The organism is Streptomyces sp. NPDC045899, assembly GCF_056431485.1.
Map to the genome: position 1 here is coordinate 373,036 of NZ_JBWKKP010000004.1, position 26,035 is coordinate 399,070.

General features: G+C 72.1%; 23 protein-coding genes. 12 read left to right on the plus strand and 11 right to left on the minus strand.

Annotated elements, in window-relative coordinates:
• Positions 1-184 precede the first annotated feature (184 nt).
• The 4 genes from AC07FT_RS08495 to AC07FT_RS08510 are packed head-to-tail and all read left to right on the plus strand — an operon-like array spanning position 185 to position 4,993.
• Positions 185-1,240, plus strand: coding sequence for an NAD(+)/NADH kinase (locus AC07FT_RS08495; RefSeq protein ID WP_431771241.1), 1,056 nt, complete (start codon positions 185-187; stop codon positions 1,238-1,240).
• Between the two features lie 20 nt (positions 1,241-1,260).
• Positions 1,261-1,902: a 2Fe-2S iron-sulfur cluster-binding protein gene (locus AC07FT_RS08500; protein ID WP_479175221.1), complete on the plus strand. Its 642-nt coding sequence runs from the start codon at positions 1,261-1,263 to the stop codon at positions 1,900-1,902.
• Complete coding sequence (locus AC07FT_RS08505) at positions 1,899-2,897, plus strand: FAD binding domain-containing protein (protein ID WP_471198634.1); 999 nt, start codon at positions 1,899-1,901, stop codon at positions 2,895-2,897. Before AC07FT_RS08500 ends, AC07FT_RS08505 begins: the two co-directional genes overlap by 4 nt.
• The gene (locus AC07FT_RS08510) at positions 2,894-4,993 is read left to right on the plus strand and encodes a xanthine dehydrogenase family protein molybdopterin-binding subunit (protein WP_479175046.1); all 2,100 of its coding nucleotides are present in this window, start codon (positions 2,894-2,896) and stop codon (positions 4,991-4,993) included. The genes AC07FT_RS08505 and AC07FT_RS08510 overlap by 4 nt, the downstream gene beginning before the upstream one ends.
• A gap of 125 nt (positions 4,994-5,118) precedes the next feature.
• Here AC07FT_RS08510 and AC07FT_RS08515 read toward each other — a convergent pair whose 3' ends face one another.
• Both AC07FT_RS08515 and AC07FT_RS08520 read right to left on the minus strand, forming a co-directional pair.
• Positions 5,119-6,375 (minus strand): S1 family peptidase, encoded by a 1,257-nt coding sequence (locus AC07FT_RS08515; protein ID WP_479175048.1) that lies wholly within the window; start codon positions 6,373-6,375, stop codon positions 5,119-5,121.
• An 87-nt stretch (positions 6,376-6,462) separates the two neighbouring features.
• Positions 6,463-6,726, minus strand: coding sequence for a hypothetical protein (locus tag AC07FT_RS08520; RefSeq protein ID WP_479175049.1), 264 nt, complete (start codon positions 6,724-6,726; stop codon positions 6,463-6,465).
• 195 nt (positions 6,727-6,921) lie between these two features.
• On the opposite strand from AC07FT_RS08520, the gene AC07FT_RS08525 reads away from it, so the two are divergent.
• The 4 genes from AC07FT_RS08525 (at position 6,922) to AC07FT_RS08540 (ending at position 10,181) form a co-directional block, all read left to right on the plus strand.
• On the plus strand, positions 6,922-8,145 hold the full coding sequence (locus AC07FT_RS08525) for an MFS transporter (RefSeq protein ID WP_479175050.1): 1,224 nt from the start codon (positions 6,922-6,924) through the stop codon (positions 8,143-8,145).
• Positions 8,146-8,245: 100 nt separating this feature from the next.
• Entirely contained in the window at positions 8,246-8,671 is a 426-nt protein-coding gene (locus tag AC07FT_RS08530) for a GlcG/HbpS family heme-binding protein (RefSeq protein ID WP_479175052.1), read from the plus strand.
• 128 nt (positions 8,672-8,799) lie between these two features.
• Complete coding sequence (locus AC07FT_RS08535) at positions 8,800-9,786, plus strand: asparaginase (RefSeq protein WP_479175053.1); 987 nt, start codon at positions 8,800-8,802, stop codon at positions 9,784-9,786.
• A gap of 155 nt (positions 9,787-9,941) precedes the next feature.
• On the plus strand, positions 9,942-10,181 hold the full coding sequence (locus tag AC07FT_RS08540) for a hypothetical protein (RefSeq protein ID WP_479175054.1): 240 nt from the start codon (positions 9,942-9,944) through the stop codon (positions 10,179-10,181).
• 28 nt (positions 10,182-10,209) lie between these two features.
• Here the strand turns inward: AC07FT_RS08540 and AC07FT_RS08545 are convergent, their stop codons facing one another.
• On the minus strand, positions 10,210-10,803 hold the full coding sequence (locus tag AC07FT_RS08545) for a helix-turn-helix domain-containing protein (RefSeq protein ID WP_471198611.1): 594 nt from the start codon (positions 10,801-10,803) through the stop codon (positions 10,210-10,212).
• Positions 10,804-10,888: 85 nt separating this feature from the next.
• On the opposite strand from AC07FT_RS08545, the gene AC07FT_RS08550 reads away from it, so the two are divergent.
• On the plus strand, positions 10,889-11,953 hold the full coding sequence (locus tag AC07FT_RS08550; protein ID WP_479175056.1) for an NAD(P)/FAD-dependent oxidoreductase: 1,065 nt from the start codon (positions 10,889-10,891) through the stop codon (positions 11,951-11,953).
• Between the two features lie 83 nt (positions 11,954-12,036).
• Here AC07FT_RS08550 and AC07FT_RS08555 read toward each other — a convergent pair whose 3' ends face one another.
• From AC07FT_RS08555 to AC07FT_RS08565, 3 genes are all read right to left on the minus strand, one after another.
• Positions 12,037-13,116: an acyltransferase family protein gene (locus tag AC07FT_RS08555; protein ID WP_479175057.1), complete on the minus strand. Its 1,080-nt coding sequence runs from the start codon at positions 13,114-13,116 to the stop codon at positions 12,037-12,039.
• Positions 13,117-13,192: 76 nt separating this feature from the next.
• Complete coding sequence (dhaL, locus tag AC07FT_RS08560) at positions 13,193-13,888, minus strand: dihydroxyacetone kinase subunit DhaL (RefSeq protein WP_479175059.1); 696 nt, start codon at positions 13,886-13,888, stop codon at positions 13,193-13,195.
• A gap of 99 nt (positions 13,889-13,987) precedes the next feature.
• Complete coding sequence (locus AC07FT_RS08565; protein ID WP_471198594.1) at positions 13,988-14,986, minus strand: dihydroxyacetone kinase subunit DhaK; 999 nt, start codon at positions 14,984-14,986, stop codon at positions 13,988-13,990.
• Positions 14,987-15,320: 334 nt separating this feature from the next.
• On the opposite strand from AC07FT_RS08565, the gene AC07FT_RS08570 reads away from it, so the two are divergent.
• Positions 15,321-16,109 carry an SDR family oxidoreductase gene (locus AC07FT_RS08570; RefSeq protein ID WP_471198591.1) on the plus strand — a complete coding sequence of 263 codons (789 nt, stop codon included), beginning with the start codon at positions 15,321-15,323 and terminating at the stop codon, positions 16,107-16,109.
• Here AC07FT_RS08570 and AC07FT_RS08575 read toward each other — a convergent pair.
• Complete coding sequence (locus tag AC07FT_RS08575) at positions 16,069-17,427, minus strand: MFS transporter (protein ID WP_479175062.1); 1,359 nt, start codon at positions 17,425-17,427, stop codon at positions 16,069-16,071. The genes AC07FT_RS08570 and AC07FT_RS08575 overlap by 41 nt on opposite strands.
• Before the next feature lie 650 nt (positions 17,428-18,077).
• Here AC07FT_RS08575 and AC07FT_RS08580 point away from each other — a divergent pair.
• Complete coding sequence (locus AC07FT_RS08580; RefSeq protein WP_479175064.1) at positions 18,078-20,096, plus strand: spermine/spermidine synthase domain-containing protein; 2,019 nt, start codon at positions 18,078-18,080, stop codon at positions 20,094-20,096.
• Positions 20,097-20,210: 114 nt separating this feature from the next.
• On the opposite strand, the gene AC07FT_RS08585 is transcribed toward AC07FT_RS08580, so the two are convergent.
• Positions 20,211-21,323 (minus strand): hypothetical protein, encoded by a 1,113-nt coding sequence (locus tag AC07FT_RS08585; RefSeq protein WP_479175065.1) that lies wholly within the window; start codon positions 21,321-21,323, stop codon positions 20,211-20,213.
• A 270-nt stretch (positions 21,324-21,593) separates the two neighbouring features.
• On the opposite strand from AC07FT_RS08585, the gene AC07FT_RS08590 reads away from it, so the two are divergent.
• Entirely contained in the window at positions 21,594-23,147 is a 1,554-nt protein-coding gene (locus AC07FT_RS08590; protein ID WP_479175067.1) for an FGGY-family carbohydrate kinase, read from the plus strand.
• Here AC07FT_RS08590 and AC07FT_RS08595 read toward each other — a convergent pair.
• The 3 genes from AC07FT_RS08595 to AC07FT_RS08605 all read right to left on the minus strand — a co-directional run bounded on the left by AC07FT_RS08595 (position 23,134) and on the right by AC07FT_RS08605 (position 25,648).
• Positions 23,134-24,099, minus strand: coding sequence for a D-2-hydroxyacid dehydrogenase family protein (locus tag AC07FT_RS08595; RefSeq protein WP_479175069.1), 966 nt, complete (start codon positions 24,097-24,099; stop codon positions 23,134-23,136). The two genes, AC07FT_RS08590 and AC07FT_RS08595, sit on opposite strands and share 14 nt — an antisense overlap.
• A gap of 71 nt (positions 24,100-24,170) precedes the next feature.
• Positions 24,171-25,049, minus strand: a complete 879-nt coding sequence (locus tag AC07FT_RS08600; protein ID WP_479175071.1) for an alpha/beta fold hydrolase — start codon at positions 25,047-25,049, stop codon at positions 24,171-24,173.
• Positions 25,046-25,648 carry a TetR/AcrR family transcriptional regulator gene (locus tag AC07FT_RS08605; protein WP_479175072.1) on the minus strand — a complete coding sequence of 201 codons (603 nt, stop codon included), beginning with the start codon at positions 25,646-25,648 and terminating at the stop codon, positions 25,046-25,048. Before AC07FT_RS08605 ends, AC07FT_RS08600 begins: the two co-directional genes overlap by 4 nt.
• Positions 25,649-26,035 lie beyond the last annotated feature (387 nt).

Below are 26,035 nucleotides of genomic sequence, written 5' to 3' on the forward strand. Positions count from 1 at the left end.
TGACTTCGTATGGACTCTCTCGGGGCTCGGTGGTGTCCATGCAGGTCATCTGCGTTCCACACGATAGATGAGGGCAGGTGCCGGTCCGCGGGGAGGCCCCCGCACACGACGTCCGGGCGCGCCGGGACCGGCCGCGCGGCCGACCGGGACGCGCCCCGTGGCGGTCCGCTCTACGGTGGGAGGCATGGCCGTCACCCGGCTCGGCCTGGTGATCCACCGGGCCCGGCCCGCCGCCGTCGAGGCCGCTCGTGCCGCGAGCGCGTGGGCCGCTGCCCATGGCCTCAGCTGTACCGAGATCGACGTATGGCGCGGTGATCATCCACGGCGCAGCGCCCAGGAGGAGGCCGAGGCCGCCGGGCACCCCGATCTGATCGTCACCTTCGGCGGTGACGGCACCTTTCTGCGCGGTGCCCGGATCGCGGCCAAGGACGGGGGCTCCGCGCTCGGGGTGAACGTCGGCCGGGTCGGCTTCCTCACCGAGATCACCCCCGACCAGGTGGAACGGGCACTGGACACCGTGCACGCGGGCGACGCCACGGTCGAGGACCGGATGCTGCTCACCCTGCGCTGCTCACGGCTGCTTGAGATGCCCGTCGGCATGGAGGCGCTGCTGCGCTACGGCCGCGGCCCCGCACTGCCCCCGCCGAAGATCCGTCCCGGCGGTCCCGAGGAGGTCGGCTGGGGTGTGGCGCTCGACGTCGTCGCCGTCAACGACGTGGTCTTCGAGAAGCTGGCCCGGGACCGGCAGGCCAGCCTCGGGGTGTACGTGGCCGGGCAGCTGCTGGCCTCCTACTCGGCCGATGCCATCATCGTGGCCACTCCCACCGGCTCCACCGCCTACAGCTTCGCCGCCGGCGGCCCGGTGGTCTCCCCGTCCATGGACGCGCTGGTGTTCACCCCGGTGGCGCCGCACATCGCCTTCGACCGCACCGTCGTGGCCGCCGTCGACGAGGCCGTCGCCGTACGGGTGCTGCCCCATTCGGGGCGGGTGGCGGTCAGTATCGACGGCCAGCTGCGCGGTGTCCTGGAGCCGGGGGACTGGGTGGCGGCCTACCGGGCGCCGGACCGGCTGCGGCTGGTGCGGCTGGAGCCCATGGAGTTCTACCGGAGGCTGCGCGAGCGGTTCCGGCTGGCCGACTCGCCCGCGGCCGACCCGGCACCACCGTTCTACCGTCCGCGCACCCCGGTCCCCGCCGACCTGGCGCATCTGCGGCTGCCTCCGCCACCACCGGACGCATGAGGCGGGCCGTCCGACTGGAGATGCGGGGCCCCGGGCCCGGTGCCAGTCTGAAGGGTGTGACAGCTCACACGTATCACACCGATCTCACGCTGCGTGTCAACGGTGATGACCGGGTCCTCACGCTCGACAACCGGGTGACGCTGCTGGACGCCCTGCGCGAACACCTGACGCTGACCGGGGTCAAGAAGGGCTGTGATCACGGGCAGTGCGGAGCCTGTACGGTCCTTCTCGACGGCGAGCGCGTCAACAGCTGCCTGGTACTGGCGGTGACGGCGGCCGGTCATGACGTCACCACCATCGAAGGGGTCGCGGGCCTCGCCGCGACGGGTGAACTCCACCCGCTCCAGCAGGCGTTCCTCGACCACGACGGTTTCCAGTGCGGCTACTGCACACCGGGCCAGATCTGTTCGGCGGTAGGCGCCCTCACCGAGGCCGCGCGCGGCTGGCCCAGCCATGTCACCGAGGACGTGGCCGCCGGTGTGTCCGGGGCCGCGTCCCTGGACGCCGACGAGATCCGGGAGCGGATGAGCGGCAACCTCTGCCGCTGCGGCGCCTATCCGGGCATCGTGGCGGCGATCCGCGAGGTCTCCGGCGGCAACGGCGGCAGAAGGGCCGGTGCCACGGCGCCGGGCGGTGCCACGAGGCCGGGCGGTGTCCGGTGAAGCCCTTCGCCTATGAACGCGCCACCGCGCCCGACGCCGCGGCCACCCTGGTCACCGACACCGATGACGCCATGTTCCTGGCCGGTGGCACCAATCTGGTGGACCTGATGAAGCTGGGCGTGGCCGAACCCGCCCTGCTGGTCGACATCACCGGGCTGCCCTACGACCGCATCGAGCACCGCGCCGACGGCGGTGTGCTCATCGGCTCGCTGGTGTCCAACAGTGAGCTCTCCGGCGACCGCGGCATCCGCGAACGCTTCCCCGCGGTGTCCGAGGCGGTGCTCGCCGGGGCCTCCGGACAGCTGCGGACCAGGGCCACCACCGGCGGCAACCTGCTCCAGCGCACCCGCTGCGCGTACTTCCAGGACGTCACCAAGGCGTGCAACAAACGGGAGCCCGGGAGCGGGTGTTCGGCTCTCGAGGGCAGCCACCGCGACCTGGCCGTCATCGGCACCTCCGACGCCTGTGTGGCCACGCATCCGTCCGACATGGCGGTGCCGATGGCCGCGCTCGACGCCGTCGTCCACCTCCGCCGTGCCGACGGGGACTCCCGCGCCGTGCCGCTGACCGACTTCTATCTGCTGCCCGGTGACACCCCGGACCGGGAGACGGTGCTCGAGGCCGGGGAGCTGATCACCGGGGTGGAGCTGCCACCGCCGCCCGCGGGGGCCGCCATGCGCTACCGCAAGGTCCGCGACCGCTGGTCCTACGCCTTCGCGCTGGTGTCGCTCGCCGCCGTGGCCGCCACCGGCCCCGACGGCACGCTGAGCGAGATCCGGCTGGCGCTCGGCGCGGTGGCGCCACGCCCCTGGCGGGCCCATGAGGCCGAGCGGCGGCTCCTCGGCCGGCGGCCGACCGCGCAGACACTGCGCGAGGCGGCCCGCGCCGAGTTCGCCTCCGCGCGGCCGCTGCCGCACAACGCGTTCAAGATCGACCTCGCGGTGGACCTCATCGCCGACACCGTGCTGGACCTCGTCGGAGGGGGAGGACGATGACCACGCTCGAACGGACCGTGGGCGCCGATGTGACCCGGGTCGAAGGGCGCGACAAGGTCACCGGTGCCGCGCTCTACGCGTACGAGTACCCGGTGCGCGACGCCCTCTACGTCTGGGCGGTGCAGTCGACCGTGGCGCGCGGCCGGGTACGCGCCGTCGAGGCCGGCGCCGCGCTGGCCCTGCCGGGCGTGGCGGCCGTGCTCGACAGCGGCAACGTCCAGCGGCTGCACCCCACCGACGATCCCGAGCTCTCCGTCCTCCAGTCCGCCGACGTCGCCTACCGCGGCCAGATCGTGGCCGCCGTCGTCGCGGACACCTATGAGACGGCGTGCCAGGCCGCGGCGCTGGTGCGCGTCGAGTACGACGAGCAGGACCACGACGTCCAGCTGCGCGACGACGACCCGGAGGCCTTCGTCCCCGAGACCGTGAACGCGGGCTACCCCGGTCTGCTGGAGACCGGTGACGTGGACACCGCCTTCGCCACCGCGCCGGTGACCGTCGACGCCACCTACACCACGCCCCCCGAACACGCCTCCCCGATGGAACCGCACGCCACCATCGCGGTCTGGGACGGTGACGCGCTCACCCTCTACAACGCCGACCAGGGCCCCTGGATGACGGCCGCCACCCTCGCCGAACTGTTCGGCCTGCCCCCGGGCGGCGTAAGGATCGTGGCCGACCACGTCGGCGGCGGCTTCGGCTCCAAGGCGGTGCCCCGGCCGCCCACCGTGCTCGCCGCGCTGGCCGCCCGGGCCGTCGGCCGCCCGGTGAAACTGGCGGTGACCCGGCAGCAGATGTTCAGCATGGTGTCCTACCGGACGCCCACCGTGCAGCGGGTCAGACTCGCCGCGGAGCGGGACGGCCGGCTCACCGCCATCTCGCACAACGCCCTCCAGCAGAGTTCCCGGCTCACCGAGTACTGCGAGCAGACGGTGGCCTCCACCCGCATCATGTACGCCGCGCCGCACCGCCGCACCATCCACCGGCTGGCCCAGCTGGACGTGCCCACCCCGTCCTGGATGCGCGCCCCCGGTGAGGCGCCGGGGATGTTCGCGCTGGAGAGCGCGATGGACGAACTGTCGTATGCGCTGGGCATGGACCCCGTGGAGCTGAGGGTGGTCAACGAACCGTCGGTGGACCCCGAGTCCGGACGGCCGTTCAGCAGCCGCAACCTGGTGGCGTGTCTGCGCGAGGGCGCCGCCCGCTTCGACTGGCGGCGGCGTGACCCGGCCCCCGGCCGCCGCCGGGAGGGGAGATGGCTGCTCGGCACGGGAGTGGCGTCGGGCAACTACCCCGTCTACACCATGCCCGCCTCCGCGACCGCCCGGGCCGAACCCGACGGGAGCTTCGTGGTGCGGATCGCCGCGGCGGACATCGGCACCGGCGCGCGCACCGTGCTGACCCAGGTGGCCGCCGATGAACTCGGCGTCCCCCTGGACCGGGTCACCCTGGACATCGGCCGCAGTGTCTACGGCAACGCCCCGATGGCGGGGGGCTCCATGGGCACCGGGTCGTGGGGCTGGGCAGTGAGCAAGGCATGCCGGGCGCTCACCAAGCGGCTCGACGAGACCTCCGGCGCCGTGCCGCCCGGGGGGCTGGAACAGAGCGCGGACACCACAGAGGACCTCCGCGCGCAGAAGGACCTCGCCCGCTGCTCGTTCGGCGCCCAGTTCGCCGCGGTACGGGTCGATGCCGTCACCGGCCAGGTGCGGGTGGACCGGCTGCTCGGAGTCTTCGCGGCGGGACGCATCATCAACCCCCGTACCACGCGCTCCCAGTTGCGCGGCGGGATGTGCATGGGGCTGTCCATGGCCCTGCACGAGATGCTCGAGATGGATCCGCGCTACGGCGACTTCGCCCATCATGATTTGGCGGGCTACCACGTCGCCGCCCACGCCGATGTGCCGGACATCGAGGCGTACTGCCTCGACGAGGAGGACGACGAACTCAATCCGATGGGCACCAAGGGCGTGGGCGAGCTGGGGATCGTCGGCACGGCCGCCGCGGTGGCCAACGCCGTGTACCACGCCACGGGTGTGCGGGTCCGGGACCTGCCGGTCACCCTGGACCGGGTGCGGGCCGGACTGCCGGGCTGACTCGACGGCGGCCCGGCCGGTTTTCCGGGGCGGAACGACGGCCGGGCCGGTGCGGTCCGGATGTCCCGCGGTGACGGCGCGGGACACCCGTGGTGTGACGGTCGGTGTGACCGGGTGTGCGGGGATCAGCCGTTGTCGGCCGCGCCGCCCTGCTCCGCACCGGCCGCACCCTGCCCGGCGCCTTCCTGGCCGTCGGCCGCGCCACCGTCACCGGCGGCACCGCCCTGGTCGTCCGCCGCGCCACCGTCGTCGCCTCCGGCCGCGCCACCGCCGTCACCGATGGTGGCGCCGACCGCGGTCAGCGCGGTGGTCACCGGCTGGAAGAAGGTCTCGCCACCGGAGGTGCAGTCGCCGCTGCCGCCCGAGGTCAGACCGATCGCACTGCCGTCCTGGCTGAACAGGGGGCCACCGCTGTCGCCGGGTTCGGCGCACACATCGGTCTGGATGAGCCCGCTGACCGTGCCCTCCGGGTAGTTGACGGTGGCGTCCAGGCCGGTGACCGAACCGTCGTTGAGCCCGGTGGTGCTGCCCATCCGGGTCACCTGCTGGCCCACCGTGGCGTCGGCCGCCTTGGCGATGTTCACCGTGTTGCCGTCACCGGTGTTGACCGTGCTGGGCGCCTCGGTGTTGGGGTCGTCATAGGTGACCAGCGCGAAGTCGCCGTCACCGGGGAAAGTGGCGTCCTGCACGGTGCCGATCGGGGCACCGTTCTGGGAGTCCGACCACTCCTGGGCGGCGACACCGCAGTGACCGGCGGTGATGAAACCGGGTGCGCCGCTGTCGGTGGTGACGTTGAACCCGAGCGAACAGCGCGAGCCGCCGCCGAAGATGGCGTCACCACCCTCGGCGAAGGGCTTGAACCGGCCCTTGGACTTCGTGATGGTGGCCACACCCTCGCCCAGCGAGTCGACGGTGGACTCCAGCTTGTCCCACCTCGTGCCGGTGACGGTGCGGTCCGCGGTGACCCGGATCTCGTTGGTCTTGGGATCGACGGACCACGCGGTGCCGGGGATGGTCGCCTTCGTCTTCAGCGTCTTCGCGGCGGACTTGAGGTCGGCGGTGCTGTTCTTGACGCTTCTGGCCACCGCCCCGGCCTTCTTCACCTCCACGTCCACATCGTTGCCGTCCCCGATGACATTGACGATGACCTGCTGCTTGTCCTTGTCGTAGTAGGCACCGGCGAAGGCCTCGCCCAGCTGGGACGCCAACTGCGAGGCGATGTCCGCCGCGGAGGCCGCGTTGACCTTCTTGGGCTGGAGGTCGGTCTGGTCGCCGTCCTGCGAGGCGTTGGCGTTCGGCAGCAGGATCGCCGCCGCCACGACGGCGGCCGCCCCGGCCCCCGCGAAGACGACCTTGCGCTTCGGTACGCGTTTGTGGCTCAACTCATGACCTCCTGTCAGGGGGTGCTCTTCGTCCGCAACGGACGAGGCTCGACCCGGCAGTTGATACGAGTGGTGTGCCGGTTGTGTTCAGAGTGACTTTGGCCGGTCGTGCCGAGCGGCTCCTGGAACCGCTGCCACCAGCGGTTCCAGCAGGGGATCGCGGCGGGCCAGGTCGAGCGCCGCGCACAGGGCGGCCTCGTAGGTCGGACGTGCCTGGCCGAGCAGCCGCAGTCCGGCCCCGGCGACCTGCTTCATCCGGAGGTGGCCGCCCTCGCCGTCGTCCTGGCGGCTGAGGACGTCCGGCGTCTCCGGCGCCGGGTCTCCGGTCTGGGAGATCTCCGAGGTGGTCATGGGTGCCTCCGGGCTGATGCGGCTGCGGGCTGCGCTGATGGGGTCGATGGGCGGGTCGGGGAGGACGGGCCGCGCGCGGGATGAGCGGGGTTGTGATACACGGCACTAGCAATATAGCGCGCTTGCAATTAATTTCTCGCGCAAGTATTGTCGACGCACGTAAGAGGCAGATGCAATCGCTTGGAGTGAACCCACATGCCCATCGCACTGCTGGCCCTGGCCATCGGGGCCTTCGGGATCGGAACCACCGAGTTCGTGATCATGGGCTTGCTGCCCGAGGTCGCCGGTGACTTCGGTGTTTCCATCCCCACCGCCGGTTTCCTGGTGACCGGCTACGCGCTCGGCGTGGTGGCCGGGGCGCCGTTGATGACCGCGCTCGGCACCAAGATCTCCCGCAAGCGCATGCTGATGCTGCTGATGGGCCTGTTCATCGTGGGCAATGTGCTCTCCGCCGCCGCCCCGGCCTTCGGGGTAATGGCCGCCGGGCGGATCGTCGCCTCCTTCGCCCACGGCGCGTTCTTCGGTATCGGATCGGTGGTCGCGGCCGACCTGGTCGCCCCCGAGAAGAAGGCCGGAGCCATCTCGATGATGTTCACCGGCCTGACCGTCGCCAACGTCGTCGGCGTACCGCTGGGCACCTCCATCGGCCAGTCCCTGGGCTGGCGGACCACCTTCTATCTCGTCGCCGCCCTCGGTGTGATCGGCCTCGCGGGCATCGCCCGGCTGGTCCCCGAGATCCCCAGGCCGGAGGGTGTGCACCTCCGCCATGAGCTGGCCGCCTTCCGCAATGTGCAGGTGCTGCTCGCCATGGCGATGACGGTCCTCGGCTTCGGCGGTGTCTTCGCCGCGATCACCTACATCGCGCCGATGATGACCGAGGTCGCCGGATTCGCCGACTCCTCCGTCACCTGGCTGCTGGTCCTCTTCGGCCTCGGCATGGTCGGCGGCAACCTGGTCGGCGGCAGGTTCGCCGACCGAGCCCTGATGCCGATGCTGTACGTGTCGCTGGGCGCCCTGGCGCTGGTCCTCGCGCTGTTCACGGTCACCGCCCACCACAAGGTCGCGGCCGCCGTCACCATCGCCCTGGTCGGCGCGCTCGGCTTCGCCACCGTCCCCCCGCTGCAGAAGCGGGTGCTGGACCAGGCGGCGGGTGCCCCCACCCTCGCCTCCGCCGTCAACATCGGCGCCTTCAACCTGGGCAACGCGCTCTCGGCCTGGCTGGGCGGCCTGGTGATCTCGGCCGGGCTCGGCTACACCGCCCCGAACTGGGTCGGCGCCGCCCTCGCCGCCTCCGCCCTGGCACTCGCGGTGCTCTCCAGCGCGCTGGAGCGCCGTGCGGCTCACCACCTGCCCGCCGCCGAGGTCCCCGCCGCGACATCGGCCCCCGAGCCGGTCCACGCCGCCGCCGACCACGGCTGACCCCGCGGCCCTGCCGCACCGTCCCTCCGTTCGCCCGACTCTCCCCGTTCCACCCCTTCGCACCACCACCCCTTCGCACCACCAGAGGAGTACACCGCTCATGAGCGCCACCGAGACCGCCGTCGCCCCGCTGACCACCCAGGACGCCGAGGCCCTGCTCGACGCCGCCCGCGCCGCCGCCGAGGCGGCCGGGGTGACGGCCGCCATCAGCGTCCTGGACGCGGGCGGTCATCCGCTCGCCTTCCGGCGTGATGACCGGGCCGTACTGATCGCGGGTGAGACCAGCACCCGCAAGGCGTTCACCGCCCTCCAGCTGAACGCCCCCACCGCGGACCTCGTCGACGCGGTCCAGCCCGGCGGACCGTTCCACACCCTGCCCACCGCCCTCGACCGCCCGCTGCTCTTCATCGCCGGCGGGGTGCCGGTACGGCGCGGCGACCGGCTGATCGGAGCCCTCGGGGTGGGTGGCGGCGCGCCCGAGCAGGACCACGAGATCGCCACCACGGCGCTCACCACCCTCGGCTGACACCGCCCCCCTGCCGCTTCCGGCCCCGCCCGCCCCGAGCGCGCGGCCGGAAGCGGCGGCGGCTTCCCCTCGGGGGCATCCCTGTCCGGGACTTCCCCGCAGCCGACCGCTCCTGATGTAGTCGGCGCATGAGCATCGCACTGTTCACCCTCGGGGGCACCATCGCCATGGCCGGGCACGGCGGAGCCGGTGTGGTGGCCCGGCTGACCGGCGCCGACCTCACCGCGGCGGTACCCGGCCTCGCCGACCTCGGCGTACCGCTGGAGGTACGGGACACCCACGCCGTCCCCAGCGCCCATCTGACGTTTCCTCAACTGCTCGCCGTCGTCGGGGCCGCGTCGTCCGCGGTGGCCGCGGGGGCGGAGGGCGTGGTGGTCACCCAGGGAACCGACACCCTGGAGGAGACGGCCTATCTCGCCGATCTGGTCTGGGCCCACGAGGCACCGCTGGTGTTCACCGGAGCCATGCGCAATCCGACCCTCGCGGGCGCCGACGGCCCGGCCAATCTGCTCGCCGCCGCTCGTGTCGCCGCCGCCCCCGAGGCCCGTGGCCTGGGAACGCTGGTGGTCTTCAACGACGAGATCCACGCCGCGCGTTGGGTCCGCAAGACCCACAGCACCAGCACGGCCACCTTCGCCTCGCCGAACACCGGGCCCCTCGGCCATGTCATCGAGGGCCGGGTCCGCGTGCTCACCACACCGCCGCGCCACGCTCCCCGGCCCGTCCCGGCCGCCGCGCAGGAGGGCGACACGCCCCGGGTGGCGCTGTACACGGTGTCACTCGACGACGACGGTGTGCTGCTCGACGGGCTCGCCGACACCCATCAGGGCCTGGTCGTCGCCGGGTTCGGCGTCGGTCACGTACCGGGCACCCTCGCCCCGGCGCTGGGCGCACTGGCCGAGCGCGTCCCCGTGGTGCTGACCTCGCGCTCCGGCAGCGGCTCGGTGCTGCGCCACACCTACGGCGCGGTGGGTTCGGAAACCGATCTGCGGCGCCGCGGTCTGATCGACGGCGGACTGCTCGATCCGTACAAGGCGCGCGTGCTGCTCCGGCTGCTGCTGGCCGGGGGCGCGGACCGGGAGGCGGTCAGCGCCGCTTTCGCCCGGCACGGCTGACCCCGCATGGACGCCTCCCGGCCGGGCACTCGCCACGGGAGGCCGCCCCCGGCCGGGTGGCCGGCCACCGTGGAGGCGCGGGCGTGCATCGGTCCGGATGTGCTGGGTACGGGCCCTGGTATGCCCGTGCACACGCCGAGGAGAGGAGCGGCACCGTGAACGAGGACCGCAGGCGCGAGGAGCCCGGAGACGACAGCCGCGCCATTCCGCGGGACCTGCCCGATCAGCAGGCTCAGGAAGGGCCCGATCCGCTGGACGTGGAGGGCGTGGACCCGGCGCCGGACCACGCCGAGGACGTACCCGACCTGGACGAGTCCGGGAGCGGGCGCCGGGGGAGGCCCCAGACCGGGGGTGTCCACCCGGAACAGCCGGTCCCCGACGAACCGTCGGGCTGAGCATCCGGGCAGCGTGCGGTGGCACCGGTCAGGTGGCGGTGGGGCGGGCCCTGACGTGCATCCGCTCGCCCTGCGCCCCGAAGAGGGACAGGAACTCCACCGGCCGGTCCCCCGCGTTGCCGAAGCCGTGCGGGGTCCGGGTGTCGAACTCGGCGGCCTCGCCGGAGGTGAGCACCAGGTCGTGTTCGCCCAGCGTCAGCCACAGCCGGCCGGAGAGCACGTACATCCACTCGTAGCCTTCGTGGACCCGCTGCTCGGGCCGTCCGCGCTCGGCGGGCGGCCGGGGCGGCAGGATCAGTTTGTAGGCGTTGAGCCCGCCCAGATAGCGGGTGAGCGGCACGATCGTCTGGCCGTTGCGGGTGAAGGGCCGCGGATGCACCCGCGGATCGCCCGTGGCGGGTGCCCCGACCAGCTCGTCCAGCGCCACCCCGTAGGCCTTGGCCAGCGGCAGCAGCAGCTCCAGGGTCGGTTTGCGCTGCCCCGACTCCAGTCGCGAGAGGGTGCTCAGCGAGATCCCGGTCGTCTCGCTGAGCCGGGCCAGGGTGAAGTCACGGGTCCGCCGCAGCGCGCGCAGCCGCGGGCCCACCGCGGTCAGCACATCGGCGAGGTCATCGTCGGCCATGCCCTCCATTTGCCGCCTCGGCAAAGGTGTTTGTCAAGTGGTGGCGTCAGTGCGCACGCTGCTTCCACGAACGGAGGTACCGCGTATGAACGGATACACAGCACACCCGGCGGACCCGGACCGTGCACCCGCCGAGCGGCGTTACGACGTCGTGGTGGTCGGCGGTGGCGCCGCCGGACTGAGCGGGGCGCTCACCCTGGGCCGGGCACGGCGCTCGGTGCTGGTCGTCGACGCCGGCGAGCCGCGCAACGCCCCCGCGGAGGGGATTCACGGGCTCCTGGGGAACGAGGGCACACCGCCCGCGGCCCTGCTGGCCACCGGCCGCGACGAGGTCCGCGGCTACGGCGGCGAGATCGTGGACGGCACCGTGGTGGCGGCGGAACGTGGCGCGGACGGCGGTCTCCACGTCACCCTCGCCGACGGCGGCGCGGTCCGCGCCGCACGGCTGCTGGTGACCACGGGGCTGGTCGACCGACTGCCCGCGCTGCCCGGCCTGGCCGAGCTGTGGGGCACCGATGTGCTGCACTGCCCGTACTGCCACGGCTGGGAGGTCCGTGACCAGGCGATCGGGGTGCTGGCCACCGGCCCCCAGGCGGTGGCCCAGGCACTGCTCTGGCGCCAGTGGAGCGACCGCGTCACCCTCTTCACGCACACCGGACCCGAGCCGGGGGAGCAGGAGTACGAACAGCTCGCCGCACGGGGCATCGCCGTGGTGGTCGGCACGGTGGCCGCGCTGGAGACGGCAGGGGGCGGCCTCTCCGGGGTCCGCCTCGCGGAGGGGCAGGTGATCGCCTGCCGCACCCTGGTCGTCGCCCCGTACTTCGCCGCCCGCGCCGACGTCCTCGCCTCCCTCGGACTGGTGACGGTCGGTCAGGAGGTGGCGGGCCAGGAGACCGCCCGCCGGATCGAGGCGGACCCGACGGGCGCCACCGCCGTCCCGGGGGTGTGGGTGGCGGGCAACGTGGCCGATCCGCTGGAGAAGGTGGCCGGTGCCATCGCCTCGGGTGTCCGGGCCGCCACGGCCATCAACGCCGATCTGGTGGCCGAGGAGACCCGGTGCGCGGTGGCCGCGCGGCGGGACCCGTTCTCGGCCGAGCTGGAACGTGAGGTGTGCTCGGCGGTGCTGGGGGACCGCCGCCACGGACTGTGAGGGAGCCCGCGGGGGCCGGGGCGGGGACCGGCGGCCCGCCATCCACCGGCCCCCGGCGGATGGCAGGTCCCCCTTCGCCCGGCCTACTTCCGCAGGGGCCGGAAGGCCCAGTCCACCCGTGGTTCGACCAGGGGACGGAAGACCCTCCGCACCGGGGCGGTGCACAGGACGGAGATCATGGTCACCGCGGCCACGGTCACCATCAGCTCGCCCAGCGGGGTGTGCACCCACGCGTGGTCGTACCAGCCCCAGAAGCGGGAGGACTTGATGATGAAGCCGTGCAGCAGATAGCCGTAGATCGTCCCCGTGCCCAGCGTGGTGAACCACATCGCCCGCCCCGGTACCCAGGCCAGGAAACAGGCCGTCAGGCCGAGCGCCAGCAGGAACAGCGCGGGTGTGGTGAGCAGTCCCGCCCAGCGCGGGACGTCCAGGCCGGTGACGCTCTTGCGGTGGTAGAACCACTCCGCGTCCAACCACGGCGCGGCGGCGTAGGCGGCGCTCAGCACGAAGGCGATGAACGGCAGCGATGCCAGCCGGGCCCGCCGGGTGCGCAGCCGTGTGAAGTGTGCCGGCCGCAGCGTGAGCCCGGCCACGAAGAACGGGAGGAACGCCAGCACCCGCTGGAGCGACAGATCGCCGCCGGAGTCCGGTGAGATCGAGGCCGCCGCGGCCACCGCCAGCGAGATCGGCACCGGATGACGCAGCGCCAGCCACAGCGGGGTGGTCAGCCGCCAGATGAACAGCGCGGCCAGGAACCACATCACGTACCAGGGGTCCAGCAGGCTGAACGGCTCGCCCGGGTTGTCCAGCACCCACCGGGAGAAGAGGGTGTACGCGGCCTCGAAGACGAGGTACGGCACCACCACACTGCTGATGAGCCGCCGGGCCCGGCCGGGCGCGAGGTCGAAGTTGCGAGAGAAGTAGCCCGATATCAGCGCGAAGGCGGGCATGTGGAAGGCGTACACCATGAGATAGACCGCGGTGGCGGCGCGGCTGTCGTAGGTGAGCGGTTCCCATGCGTGGCCACAGGCCACCAGCACGATCGTGAGGTACTTCGCGTTGTCGAAGTACGGGTCGCGGGTTCTGGATCCGGACGCTTCACCGCCCGTGGGCCGGGTCGCGGCCGGTGGTGGGGTCACTCGGGCGGTGGTGTCCTGTGGCATGTGGTTCCCGGGCACTTTCGGTGGAGACGTCAACGCGTCCCCTGCGCATGCCCGGTTCGGCCCGACCCATGCGGATTCAGTGTTCCGGCAGCCGGTCCAGCACGGTGACCTCCTCGTTCGCGGAGGCGAACAGCAACGCCACGGCCAGCGCCCCGGGATCGGGGACCCCGCGCGAGTGGTCGCCGGTGTAACTGGCGCGGCCGCGCCGGGCGCGCAGCCCGCTGGTGGACAGGGCACCCCGGTGGGCGGCGACCGCGGCCAGGTGGAGGGCGGCCGCCGGGTCGGCGGTGGGCGGGCATTCGGCGAGTGCCTTCGCGGCCGGGAGGAGGGCGTCCACCATCGTCTTGTCGCCCACGTCGGCCTCCCCGACGCGCTGGATCGCGGCCACCCCGGCCGCGGTACCGGTGGCCAGTGCGGCGGTGGCGGGTAGCGCGGGGGAGGCGTCGTACAGCGCGTCGGCGAGCTCCTGGAAGAGCAGTCCGAACAACGGCCCGCTGGTGCCGCCGACATCGTCGAGGAAGACACGCGCGGCGGCGGCGAGCGGTGCGGCCGGGCTGTCGCCGTCGGACCGGGGAACGGCCGTCAGGGCGTCGAGGGCGCGCCGCACCCCGTCCATCCCGGTGGTCAGGTTGGCGCCGAAGTCACCGTCGCCCGCCTGCTGGTCGAGGGCGGTGAGCTCGGGTTCGACGGAGCGTACGGAGGCGGCGAAGCTGGTCAGCCACGCCGCGACGCTGTCACGGGTCAGGGCGTTCGAACCGGGTCGGTCGGACATGGTGGGGCTCCTCGGGGCGGTCGTGGCGTGGGGCGGGGCTGGGCACGCTGAGGTGGCGTCACCGTGCGGACCTCTCGTTCGCACCGTGGCGCGCGGACCTCACAGCGGCCAGGCCGGGGTGCGGGCGGGGGCGTCCCACAGCCGCAGTGTCTCGGCGTCGGAGGCGAGCAGGGTCAGGGAGAAGCCGCGCATGTCCAGGGCGCTGACGAAGGTGCCGGTCAACGAGCGGTCCAGGGCGACGTCCCGGGTGTCCAGGGCCTTGGCGAGGGCGTGGCGGATCCCGTACAGCTCCAGCGAGGTGATCGAGCCCAGTCCGTTGCAGAGCGCGAGCACCCGGGAGCGGGAGCCGTCGGGGAGCGCGGCCAGCAGCTGGTCGGTCATGGTCTCCACCAGCTTGCCGAGCGGTGCGTGCGGGGTGGTGCCCTCGGCGCGTTCACCGTGGATGCCCACCCCGAATTCCAGGACGCCTTCGGGCAGGCCGAAGGCCGGGGCACCGGAGGCGGGCGCGGTGTGCGCGGCCGCGGCCACGGCGAGGCTGCGGGCCCGGCCGGTCAGCTCGGTGCCGAGGGCCGCCAGTTCGTCCAGTCCGCGCCCCTCGTCGGCGGCGGCGCCGAGGATCTTCTCGACGAGCAGGGTGGCCCCGGTGCCGCGGCGGCCGACCGCGATGTCGTCGGAGTCGGTGGCGAGGTCGTCGTCGATCAGGACGCGGGCACAGGCGACCCCCTCGTGGTGGAGGCGTTCGGCGGCGATACCGAAGTTGATGCGGTCGCCGGTGTAGTTCTTGACGATGTGCAGGACACCGCCGGGCCCGGCCACGGCACGGCTGGCCTCGAAGATCTGCCGGTTGTGCGGGGAGGCGAAGATCCGGCCGGGGCAGGAGGCGTCCAGCATCCCCATGCCGAGGAAGCCGGAGTGCAGTGGCTCATGGCCGGAGCCGCCCCCGGACACCAGGCCCACCCGGCGGGTGGGCGCGGGGTGGCGGGCGCGGAGGTAGCCGTGGTCGGGGTGGTAGGCGACGAGGTCGGCGTGTGCGGCGGCGAAGCCCGCGAGCGCGTCGGGAACGAGGGACTCGGGTGAGTCACGGAAGTACTGGGGCATGAACGCGGCTCCCTGGGCGAGTGGGGCGGACGGGGTGGACTCGGGGGTCGTGCGCCGGACCCGGTGGTGCGGTGCCTCAGCCAACGATGGTCGCCGTGACATGGCGACAGGGTGCTCAGGCTGGACAGCAGCGCGACCCCAACGGCCTACTGTCATACGCCGGTCGTGTGCTTTCCGTACTGCTCGGACGGGTCTGCCGGGCGTGGTCCGATGGGAGCAACGGGGGCGATCCGGGACCGGGATCGGGGTACCGGACCCCTGCCGTGGATGCGGACGCGCGGAGGGTGCGAGCATGCGTACGGCAGATGATCGTCCGCACGAGCAGGGAGCCAGGGTGACGGAGACGAGGACGGGGAACGACCGGGGTGTGGACACCCCGCTGGCGGGGTGCGCCGTGCTGGTGACCGGCGCCTCCAGCGGGATAGGGGCGGCCACCGCCCGGTCGCTGGCCCGGCAGGGCGCCGATCTGGCGCTGGTCGCCCGCCGTACCGACCGGCTCGAGGAACTGGCGTCCGGGATCCGGGAGCAGGGCCGCTCCTGTGTGGCACTCACCGCCGATCTGCGGGACCCGGCGCAGGCCCGGCAGGCGGTCGAGGACGCCGCGGAGCGGTTCGGGCGGCTGGACGTGCTGGTGAACAGCGTGGGTTTCGTGGCCGCCGGGGACATCGAGGACGGCGACCCCGAGAACTGGGAGCGGATGATCGACCTCAATGTCAGGGCGGTGCTGCACACCGCGCAGAAGGCGCTGCCGCATCTGCTGCGGGCGGCGGAGGAGGGCCCGCGCGGAGTGGCCGACCTGGTGACCGTGAGTTCGGTGGCCGGCCGGGTCGCGCGGGCCCACAACGCCGTCTACTCGGCCACCAAACACGCGGTGGTCGCGTTCAGCGAGGGCCTGCGGCAGGAGGTGACCGCGCGGGGTGTGCGGGTGGGGCTGATCGAACCCGGTATGACCGCCACCGAGATGACGGCCGACAGCACCACCGGGGCCGTGGCCCGCGGTATGCCGCGGGAGCTGTGGCTCCGGGCCGAGGACATCGCCCGGTCGATCACCTTCATGGTCACCCAGCCCCCGCACGCCGCGATCAACGAGATCCTGGTGCGTCCGACGGCCCAGCCGCACTGACCAGGGAGGACGGTGCCGGCTCTGTGACCTCCGCCCCGGCCTTCCCGGCGGTCGCCGCGGGATCGTCGTCGGGCAGCCGCAGGAAGAGGGTGAGCACCGCGCTGACCACGTAGAGACCCGCGAAGATCCACATGACGCCACCGACGCCCAGGGGCCCGATCGCCAGCCCCACGACGGCCGGTCCGATGAAGGTGCTCAGCCCCGCTCCGAGGTTGAGCACGGACATCGCGGCGCCCTTGTGCTCGGGGGAGAGCGAGGGCATCAGCGCGGACAGCGGTACGTATCCGGCGAGCGTGGCGCCGTAGACGACACCCACGGCCACGGCCACCCACACCTCGGCGCCCGCGGCCAACGGGACGTAGTACAGCAGCAGGGTGCTGGCCGCGCAGCCCAGACCACCGCAGTACGCGATGGTCCGCCGCCAGCCGAGCCGGTCGCCGATCACCCCGAACAGCAGGTTCCAGACGATGTTGCTCATGAACATCGCGCTGAGGACGGTGAGCCAGGAGCTCATCGACAGTCCGACGGTGTCGGTGAAGAAGAGCGGGAGGAAGACCAGGAACCCGAACTCGGGAGCGGTGTTGATGGCCCGCACCACACCCCCGATCCCGATCTTCGGCTGCTGCCAGATGATGGTGACGCTCTTGAGGAGGGTGGCGACCGGGCGGCCCTCGGCCACCCGCAGATCGCCGTGCGGCTCACGGACGCACAGCAGCGTCAGCAGCCCTCCGGCCACGACGAGCACGAGCGACAGCCAGAGGGTGAGGTACTCGCCCACCACCGGGATGGTGGCCTTGGCGAACAGCGAGCCCAGGGTGGGCAGCCCACCGGTGAAGGCGAACCAGAACCAGCCGACGGCGGTTCCCAGGCGCCGCCGCGGGGTGGCGGTGGTGATCCAGACCAGGAAGCCGAAGGCGAAGAGCGGATAGCCGAATCCGCGCAGCATGTAGGTGGCCACCATCACCGGGTAGCTGAACGTCATCACGCCGAAGACGAGGAACAGCACCTCGCACACGGCCCAGATGCCCAGGCCCGCCCACATCACCCGGCGCGGACCCCACAGCTCCGACAGGGCCCCGGAGGACCACGCCGCGACGGCGGCGGTGATGCCGTAGGCGGACAGCAGCACGGCGACCTGCTGGGTGGACAGGCCGCCGCGGACGAGGAACGGCGACAGATAGCCGGATTCGACCCCGTCGCCGATCATGAACAGCAACAGGCCGAGGAACCCCCAGGCCAGTGGCCGGGGTATGCCGATGCGGTCGAGGAACGTCGCCGACGATGGCCCGGTGTGGGTGGGGGACGGTGCGGAACCCACGGGTGCCTCCTTGCCTAGGACGTCCGACGGCCGCGGTGGCCGTCCGGACGGTCCGGGGTGGCTCCCGGACCGCACTCAGCGTCGGTGTCTCCGTTCAAAATATCAAGAGCAATGTTAAAACTAGCCAATCCACTGTTACAGCGATGTGATCTCGGTTGATGCCATGGTGGCGCCACCGTAATGGTGTCTTCCATGCCTGATGCGGGGGGAAGTCATGGCAGGTGTGGGCGCCGTTCTCATCGCAGAGCGCGTGACAAGTAACTATGGCGGTGTTAAATTCCGGTGGAGCTCGGTGGCGATTGCGCTCATCAGGTGACGGATGCCGCGCCGGGGGTCACACGAACGCCGTACGGCGGCGTGGGGTCCCGCGACTGTCGACGCCTCGTGCCGGTGTGCCCTCCCAGGGGTGCGCACCAGGTGTTCCCGTGTCCATCTCAAGGCGTTGACCTGCGCAAACCATGGACGTGGCGGATGCCGACGGCGATGTGACGAGGTGTCGGCGGTGCATAGGCCGTACGCCCCGGTGGCGTAACTCCGGTGTTCCCCGGGGCCGCCGTCCGGCCTACGGCACGGCTCGTGCGGGTGCTCGACCTGCCCCGCCTCGGATGACAGCGTGTGCCGACATGGAGCACAGCCCTGGACCGCAAAACGTGCGCGCGAGGCTGCTGCTGGCCAGCGCCACCATGCTCTTCGTCGAGCTGGCGCTGATCCGGTGGACCGGCGCCAATATCGTCCATCTGAGCTATTTCTCGAACTTCATCCTCTTGGGCTCGTTCCTCGGGATCGGCCTGGGATTCCTCATCCCCGCCGGCCGTGGGCAGTGGCTCACCCGCTGGGCGCCCATTCCCCTGGCCGTCCTGGTCGTCCTGGTGCGGGAGTTCCCCGTCCAGGTGCGGCAGAGCAGCGGTGAGGTCATCTACTTCACGGCCGTGAAAACCACCGGACTGCCCCAGTGGGTGACGCTGCCCGTCCTGTTCGGACTGACCGCGCTCATCATGATGGCGATCGGGAAGATGACGGCGGACCAGTTCCGCCGTCTGCCGTCGCTGGAGGCGTACCGCTTCGACCTGCTGGGTTCGCTCACCGGGTCGGTGTCCTTCGCGCTGCTGTCCTGGCTGCGCGCGCCGTCGGTGGTCTGGGGAGTGATCGCCGCGGTGGCCCTGCTCGTCCTGGGCGGGCGCCGTAACACCATCCGGTACACGATCCCGCTCGGGGTGATGGTGGCGGTTCTCGCCCTGGAGTCCGTGGCGAGCGGTATCTCCTGGTCCCCCTACTACAAGATCGAGACCAAACGCTCGACCTCGACCGCCCGCGACTACAACATCTCCGCCAACGGTGTGCCGCACCAGAGCATCGCGCCGTTGAAGGCGCTGACCAAACCGGGCTCACCGTACGACCAGCCCTACCGTGAGACACCGCGCAACTCCCACCGCAACGTCCTGGTCATCGGGGCGGGCAACGGCAATGACGTCGCCCTCGCCCTCGCCCACGGCGCCAAGCGGGTGGACGCCGTGGAGATCGACCCCCGGCTTCAGGAGATCGGTGCCTCGCTGCATCCGGCCCGTCCGTACGACAACCCCCGGGTGCACGTCCACATCAACGACGGCCGGGCCTTCCTGGAGCAGACGAAGACCCGCTACGACCTGATCGTGCTCGCCCTCCCGGACTCCCTGACCCTGGTCTCCGGCGCCAGCAACCTGCGTCTGGAGAGCTATCTGTTCACCCGTCAGGCGTTCGAGGCGGCTCACGACCACCTCGCCCCCGGCGGCGCGTTCGCCATGTACAACTACTACCGGCAGAACTGGCTGATCGACCGGTTCGGATCGACCCTCACCTCGGTCTTCGGCCACGCGCCCTGTATCACCCACTACGGCAACAAGCGGGCCGCGATCATGGTGGCGGGTGTCACCACGCGCGACCAGTCCTGCTCCAGCTCCACATGGCAGCCCTCCGGCAAGGTGCCCAGCGCCGCCACCGACGACCACCCCTTCCCCTATCTGCTGCACCGCACCATCCCCAGCCTCTACATCGGTGTGCTGGGCGCGATCCTGCTGGTGACCCTGGTGTCGGTGCGGATGACCGGTGTGCGCATCCGGCGCACCGCGGCCTACGCCGACATGTTCCTGCTCGGGGCCGCTTTCATGCTCCTCGAGACCAAGAACGTCATCGGCTTCGCGCTCTACTTCGGGACCACCTGGCTGGTCAACGCCATGGTGTTCGCAGGAGTGCTGGTCGCCGTGCTCTGCGCGGTGGAAGTGCGGCGCAGGATGCGCAGGCTCAACCAGCTCGCGCTGCAACTCCTGCTCTTCGCCACTCTCGCCATCGCCTGGCTGATCCCGACCGATCTGGTGCTCGGACTGCCGTTCGCGGGGCGTCTCGCCGCCGCGATCGCCCTGGCCTTCGCACCGATCTTCTGCGCCAACCTCATCTTCTCCGACCGGCTGGCCGCGGCCTCCGATCCCACGGCCGCCTTCGGGGCCAATCTGCTGGGCGCCCTCACCGGCGGCGCCCTGGAGTACCTGGCCCTCGTCACGGGCTACCAGGCCCTGCTGCTGGTGGTGGCGGTGCTCTACGCGGGCGCCGGCATCACCATGCGGTTCACCCGGCCCGGCTCCCAGGACACCCCGGCCCCGGAACCGCTCACGGTGCAGGCGGCGCCGCGCACCTGATCCACCGACTCCCTGTCCGTCTCCCCACCCCCGTCCCGCCCCCGCCGCCCGGAACGCTCCGGGCGGCGGGGGCGGGCCCGTTCGGGGCCGCGGTCCACTCGTCCGTGCCGCGGTTCACTCGTACATGATGTAGTCCGGCCGCGGACGGAGGGCGAGCACCTCCTTGGGGGTCATCAGCCGGCTGCCCTCGGCGTCCTCGTCGTAGAAGAGCTTGAACCCGGTGCGCACGCCCTCCGGCTGGTCCTTGACCAGCTTGCGCCAGGTGCTCCGCTTCATCCCCGGCGATCCGATCCCGTCCGCGCTCTTGATCATCACCACCCCGGGCTGCGGACGCAGCGCCGACTGGTCGTGCACCACGGACACCGCCACCTGGTGGTAGACCAGCGGCTTCTGCGGCAGATCGTGCTCGTCCACCAGCTTCGACAGATAGCGCGCCACCTCGGTGAGTTCCTTGCCGCTGGTGTGGCCGTAGGTGTCGCCCGGCACCTCACCGGGACCCATGTCCCACTCCGGGTCCAGGGCTATCCCGACATCGGGGTGGACGAGCCAGCGGCGCAGGGCCTTCACCTCGTCCAGCGCGGAGGCCCGGCCCGGCTGGATGTTCAACAGCAGCAGGGCGCGATGGCGCCGGGCGGCCTGGTGGAAGCGGCGGATCGTGGCGGCGGGTGTGCGCGAACGGTAGGTGCCGTCGGGGCCCGCGCCGCTGTTGGCCACGGTGGCGAGGAGCTCCAGCACGGGCTGCGGCTCCCGGCCCGCGGCGTACGAGCGCGCGGTCTTCTCGATCTCGGCCACCCGGTCGTCGAGATCCCCGGTGCCCAGACGGCCGAGCGCCGCCGCGCCGGGGAGCCCGCAGTAGCCCACCAGCCGGTACCGCGACAGCTCCCGGCCGCCACGAGGCAGTTCGGGGCGGCGCTTGGCCGGGCGGCCGCCCGGTGCCCCGCGGCCGGACCCCGACGGAGGACGGGTGGTCCCTCTGGAGCGCCCGGGGGACGTGGACGGCCGGGCGGACGCCGAACCCTTCGCGGATGCGTCCGAGCCGGCCGTCCGGCCCTGCTCCCCGCATCCGGCGACCAGGCCGAGACCGGCCGCCGCCGTCGCCGTGAGCAGTCCGCGCCGGGTGGGCGAGGCCGCCCGGGTACGGTCCGCGCCGTCACCGGTCCACCCGGCGCTGCGCCGGGTTGACGCATCGTCATCCGGCGCGGTGTTCCCCGATGTGCTCTGAGCCACGTTCCCTCCGTCCGCGGTGCCCGGCGGGGGCCGTGCACCGGTGTGTTCTGCGGGCCGATGGGGCTTGTCCGTGCCCTCACGCCTCTCCGGAACCACCGGGGGTGAAACGGAATCGGTGGCCTCCATGTGACGAAGAGCAACGATCGGCAGCCCCTGGAGCCGGTCATCCCGTCGGGACATCCCCCGTGGAGGACTGACGGCCCCGGCGCCGCCGGGGCACCCTGGTGACCAGGAAGACGATCCGGCTCGACGAGAGGCCCAGGGAACGATATGACCCTGCTGCTCGGCATCGACATCGGCACCTCAGGCTCGAAGGGCGTCCTGGTCACAACCGACGGCACGCTGCTCGCCCAGGCGTCCCGGGAGCACACCACCGCCACCCCCCGGCCCGGCTGGGCCGAACACGACGCCATGACCGTGTGGTGGCGCGAGCTGACGGAGCTCAGCGCCGAACTGCTCGCCGCGGCCCCGGCCGGGGAGCCGATCGGCGCGGTGGGCGTCAGCGGGATCGGTCCCTGTCTGCTGCCCGCCGACGCCGATGCCACCCCGCTGCGCCCGGCGATCCTGTACGGCGTGGACACCCGTGCGGGCGAGCAGATCGCCGCCCAGCGGGAGCGGTACGGCGAACGGCGGGTGCTCGAGCGCTGCGGCTCACCGCTGACCAGCCAGGCCATCGGGCCCAAACTGGCCTGGGTACGGGAGCGGGAGCCCGGGGTCTTCGCCCGCACCCGCCGCTGGTTCATGGCCAGTTCGTATCTGGTGCACCGGCTCACCGGGGCGTACGTCCTCGATCACCACTCGGCCAGCCAGTGCACCCCGCTGTACGACCTGCGGAACGGCGGCTGGATCGAGGAGTGGTGCGAGGAGATCGCGCCCGGTCTCGCATGGCCGCGTCTGGTGTGGCCGGCGGAGGTGGTCGGAGAGGTGACCCCGTGGGCCCAGCGCGCCACCGGCATCCCCGCGGGCACCCCCGTGATCGCGGGCACCGTCGACGCCTGGGCCGAGGCCACCGCGGCCGGGGCCATCGCGCCCGGCGATCTGATGCTGATGTACGGCAGCACGATGTTCCTGGTCGACGTGGTCGACGAGGCCGCCCCCGATCCCCGCCTGTGGTCCACCCGGGGCGTCTTCCCGGACACCTACTGCCTGGCGGCGGGCATGGCCACCTCCGGCGCCGTCACCGGCTGGCTGCGTGACCTCACCGGCACCGACTACGACACGCTCGTGGCCGAGGCAGCGGCCGTCGCCCCCGGTGCCGAAGGGCTGCTGATGCTTCCGTACTTCGCGGGTGAGCGGACACCGCTCTTCGACCCCGATGCCCGCGGACTCGTCCTCGGGCTGACCCTGCGCCACGGCCGGGGACACCTCTACCGCGCGGCGCTGGAGGCCACCGCCTTCGGGGTGCGGCACAACCTGTCCGTCATGGAGGCGGCGGGCGGGGACATCCGGCGGGTGACCGCCGTGGGCGGCGGCGCCCGGGAGCCGTGGACCCGCATCGTCTCCGATGTGACCGGTCGGGCGCAGGACGTCCCCCGGTACACCATGGGAGCGGCCTACGGGGACGCGTTCCTCGCGGCGGTCGGGACGGGCCGGGTGGAGGCGGCGGACATCGCCGTGTGGAACCCGGTCGCGCACACCGTGGAACCCGATCCGGCGACGGCGGGTACGTACGACGAGCTCTACCGCCTCTACCGCGAGCTGTACCCGGCCACCCGCGACGCGGCGCACGCCCTGGCCGCGTGTCAGCACGCGACCGCGGACCGTCCGGCGACCCAGGGCGTGTCCGCGACGTCTCGCCGGGGCGAGCGGCCTACCGCGCGATGAGCTCCCGGACCGGATCGCCCGCGAGGAAGGCGCGGATGTCCTCGACCGCCTCGGTGAAGTACCGCTGGTAGTTGTTCCGAGTGACATAGCCCAGATGAGGGGTGGCCAGCAGGTTCGGAAGCGAACGGTAGGGGTGGTCGGGGGCCAGCGGCTCCTCCTCGAACACATCGAGGCCCGCGCCCGCGATCCATCCGCCCCGCAGGGCGTCGGCGAGCGCCCGCTGGTCCACGATCGCCGCGCGCGAGGTGTTGACGAGGAACGCGCTGGGCCGCATCCGCCGCAGCTCGGCCGCGCCCAGCAGTCCCCGGCTGCGGTCGCCGAGCACCAGGTGCACCGAGAGGACATCGCTGGTCCCGAGCAACTCCTCCAGGGAGGAGGCGAGCCGGACGCCTTCGGTGTCCGCCCGCTCCGCCGTGAGGTTCTGGCTCCAGGCGGCCACCTCCATGCCGAACGCCTGCCCGATGCGCGCCACTCTGGCGCCGATCTTCCCCAGACCGAGCAGCCCGAGACGGCTGCCGTGCAGATCGGTGCCGACGGTGCTCTGCCACGGACCGCCGTCGCGCAGCGCGGTGCTCTCGGGAACCACATGGCGGACGAGACCGAGGATCAGCGCCCAGGTCAGCTCGACGGCCGGGTCCGAACTGCTCGCCGTGCCGCAGACGGTGACCCCGTGCCGGGCGGCCGCCGCCAGGTCCACTGCGGCATTGCGCATCCCCGTGGTGACGAGCAGCCTCAGCCGTGGCAGCCGGGCGAACACCTCGGCGGGGAAAAAGGTGCGCTCCCGCATGATGACCACGATCTCGCAGTCCCCGACCGCCTCGACCAGCGCGTCCTGACCGGCGATGGGCCGGCGGTGCACCACCACGTCCACCGCGTCGCGCAGCTCCGACCAGTCGGCCATCGACAGCGCCACGTCCTGGTAGTCGTCGAGCACCGCGCAGCGCCGCTTCATCGTCGTCCCCTCGCCTGGTACGGGTAGGTCGTTTCTACCACCCCGCGGAACCGGCGGTGCCGGTACGCGTCTCAGTCCAGCGTCGCGGAGAGCACCTCGGCGAACTCCGCCGGGTGTTCGGCGAGGCCCACATGGCCGCCGGGGAACTCCGCCACCGCACTCCCGAAGCGCTCCGCGAGCAGTGCGGCGGGCCGCCGCAGGAGCTGACCGCGGGACTCCCGGCCCGCGGCCAGGACCAGCCGGTCCGCCACGCTCCCCAGGGCTGCCACATCCGGTACGTGGGAGGTGAACTGGCGCAGGATGTGCTCCAGGAAGTACGGCGTGTTGGCGTACATCCGGCTGAGCATGGGGGCCAGATGCGGCGGCAATTCGTCCGCCGGCGGGCTCTGCGCCCCTTCCCCGGCCGTCGGCCGCTCGCTCTCCCGCTCCCCGCCACCGGTCCCGGCGCTCATCGTGGCCATCGCCGCCGCGACGCCCTCCCTGCGGTACGCCGCGTGCACCTCGGCGAAGAGCGCACGATGGCGCTCGGCGTCCGGCAGCAGCTCCACCAGCGGCGGCTCATGGGCCACCACCCGCCGCAGCCGCTCCGGATGGCGGGCCAGCAGGTCCAGCGCGGCGATGGCGCCGGAGCTGGTGCCGAACACACAGGCCGGTGCGCCGTCCGGCGCCACCTCCTGGAGCAGGCGGTACGCGTCCTCGCCGTGCCGCTCCACCCGCTGGTCCTCCGGCGGGCCGTCGAGCGGGCTGCGCGACATCCCGCGCGGGTCGTAGGAGACCACCGTGAAGCGGTCGGTGAAGACCGGTGCCACCGCGTCGAAGAGGGCCGCGTCCGCGGATCCGCCGGGTATCAGCAGCAGCACCGGACCGCTGCCGCGCACCTCGTGGTGGAGGGTCGCGCCGGGCACCCGCAGGGTGCCGGTGGTGGGTTCGCCGGTGGTGTGCGTGCTCATGAGGTGCGTCGCCTTCCGCTCGTTCGGGACCCTGAGGCGGGCCAGTTCTCCAGTGCGATGTGCAGGGCCTCGACGGACCGTTCCCAGGACGCTCCGAGGTCACGGGGGTGTCCGAAGCCACCACCGGCCTCGAGGCTGACGAAGCCGTGGAAGGTGCTGCGCAGCAGCCGTACCGCGTCGGTGAGATCGGGCTCCGCCAGCCCGTAGCCCCGCAGCATCGAGTACGTGAGGTCGATCTTGCGCCGTGCGCCCGCCGATTCGGCGGCCAGGGCGGGATCGATCCGGAGCTGGGTGGCGGCGTACCGGCCGGGGCGCTCCAGCGCGTAGGCGCGGTAGGCGTCGGCGAACGCCACCAGGGCGTCCTTGCCCGAACGGCCCGCCACGGCCGCCCCGAAGCGGTCCGCGATCTCCTCCGCGGCCAGCAGTGCGATCCGCTCCCGCAGCTCCGACACGTTCTTGATGTGCGAGTAGAGACTCGCGTCCTTGACGCCGAAACTCCGCGCGAGCGCGGACATCGTGACGCTGTCCAGTCCGACGATGTCCGCCAGATCCGCTGCCGCCCGCACCACGCGCTCGGTCGTCAGACCGGCACGGACCATGTGCCACCTCCGTGTTGCTCATCGTGCTCACCCGGCAAAAAAACCTAGAGGCCCTAGGCAGAAAGCTAAGATACACAGGAAGTGTGACTGCGCACATCGATTAATCAGCGGGTGGGACGGGGTGCCGGGTGCTTCGCACGGGACCGTGCGCGCCATGCAACCAAGGCCACCATCAGGAGTTCTGACGTCTCGTCATCGTGTTTGTGGCGCCACTCTTCCGGATGACATCCGGGGCCCGCACATGGTGTCCGAGGACCGGTTCTTCACCAGAAGTTGGCCTCTCACGAGGGATCCGGACCCCTCCAGTTGTTTTGCGTCGTTGCACACCGGGCACCGCACACTTCTGATAGCAGGCATAATCGCAGCTGCGATGGGCCCAGAGGCCCA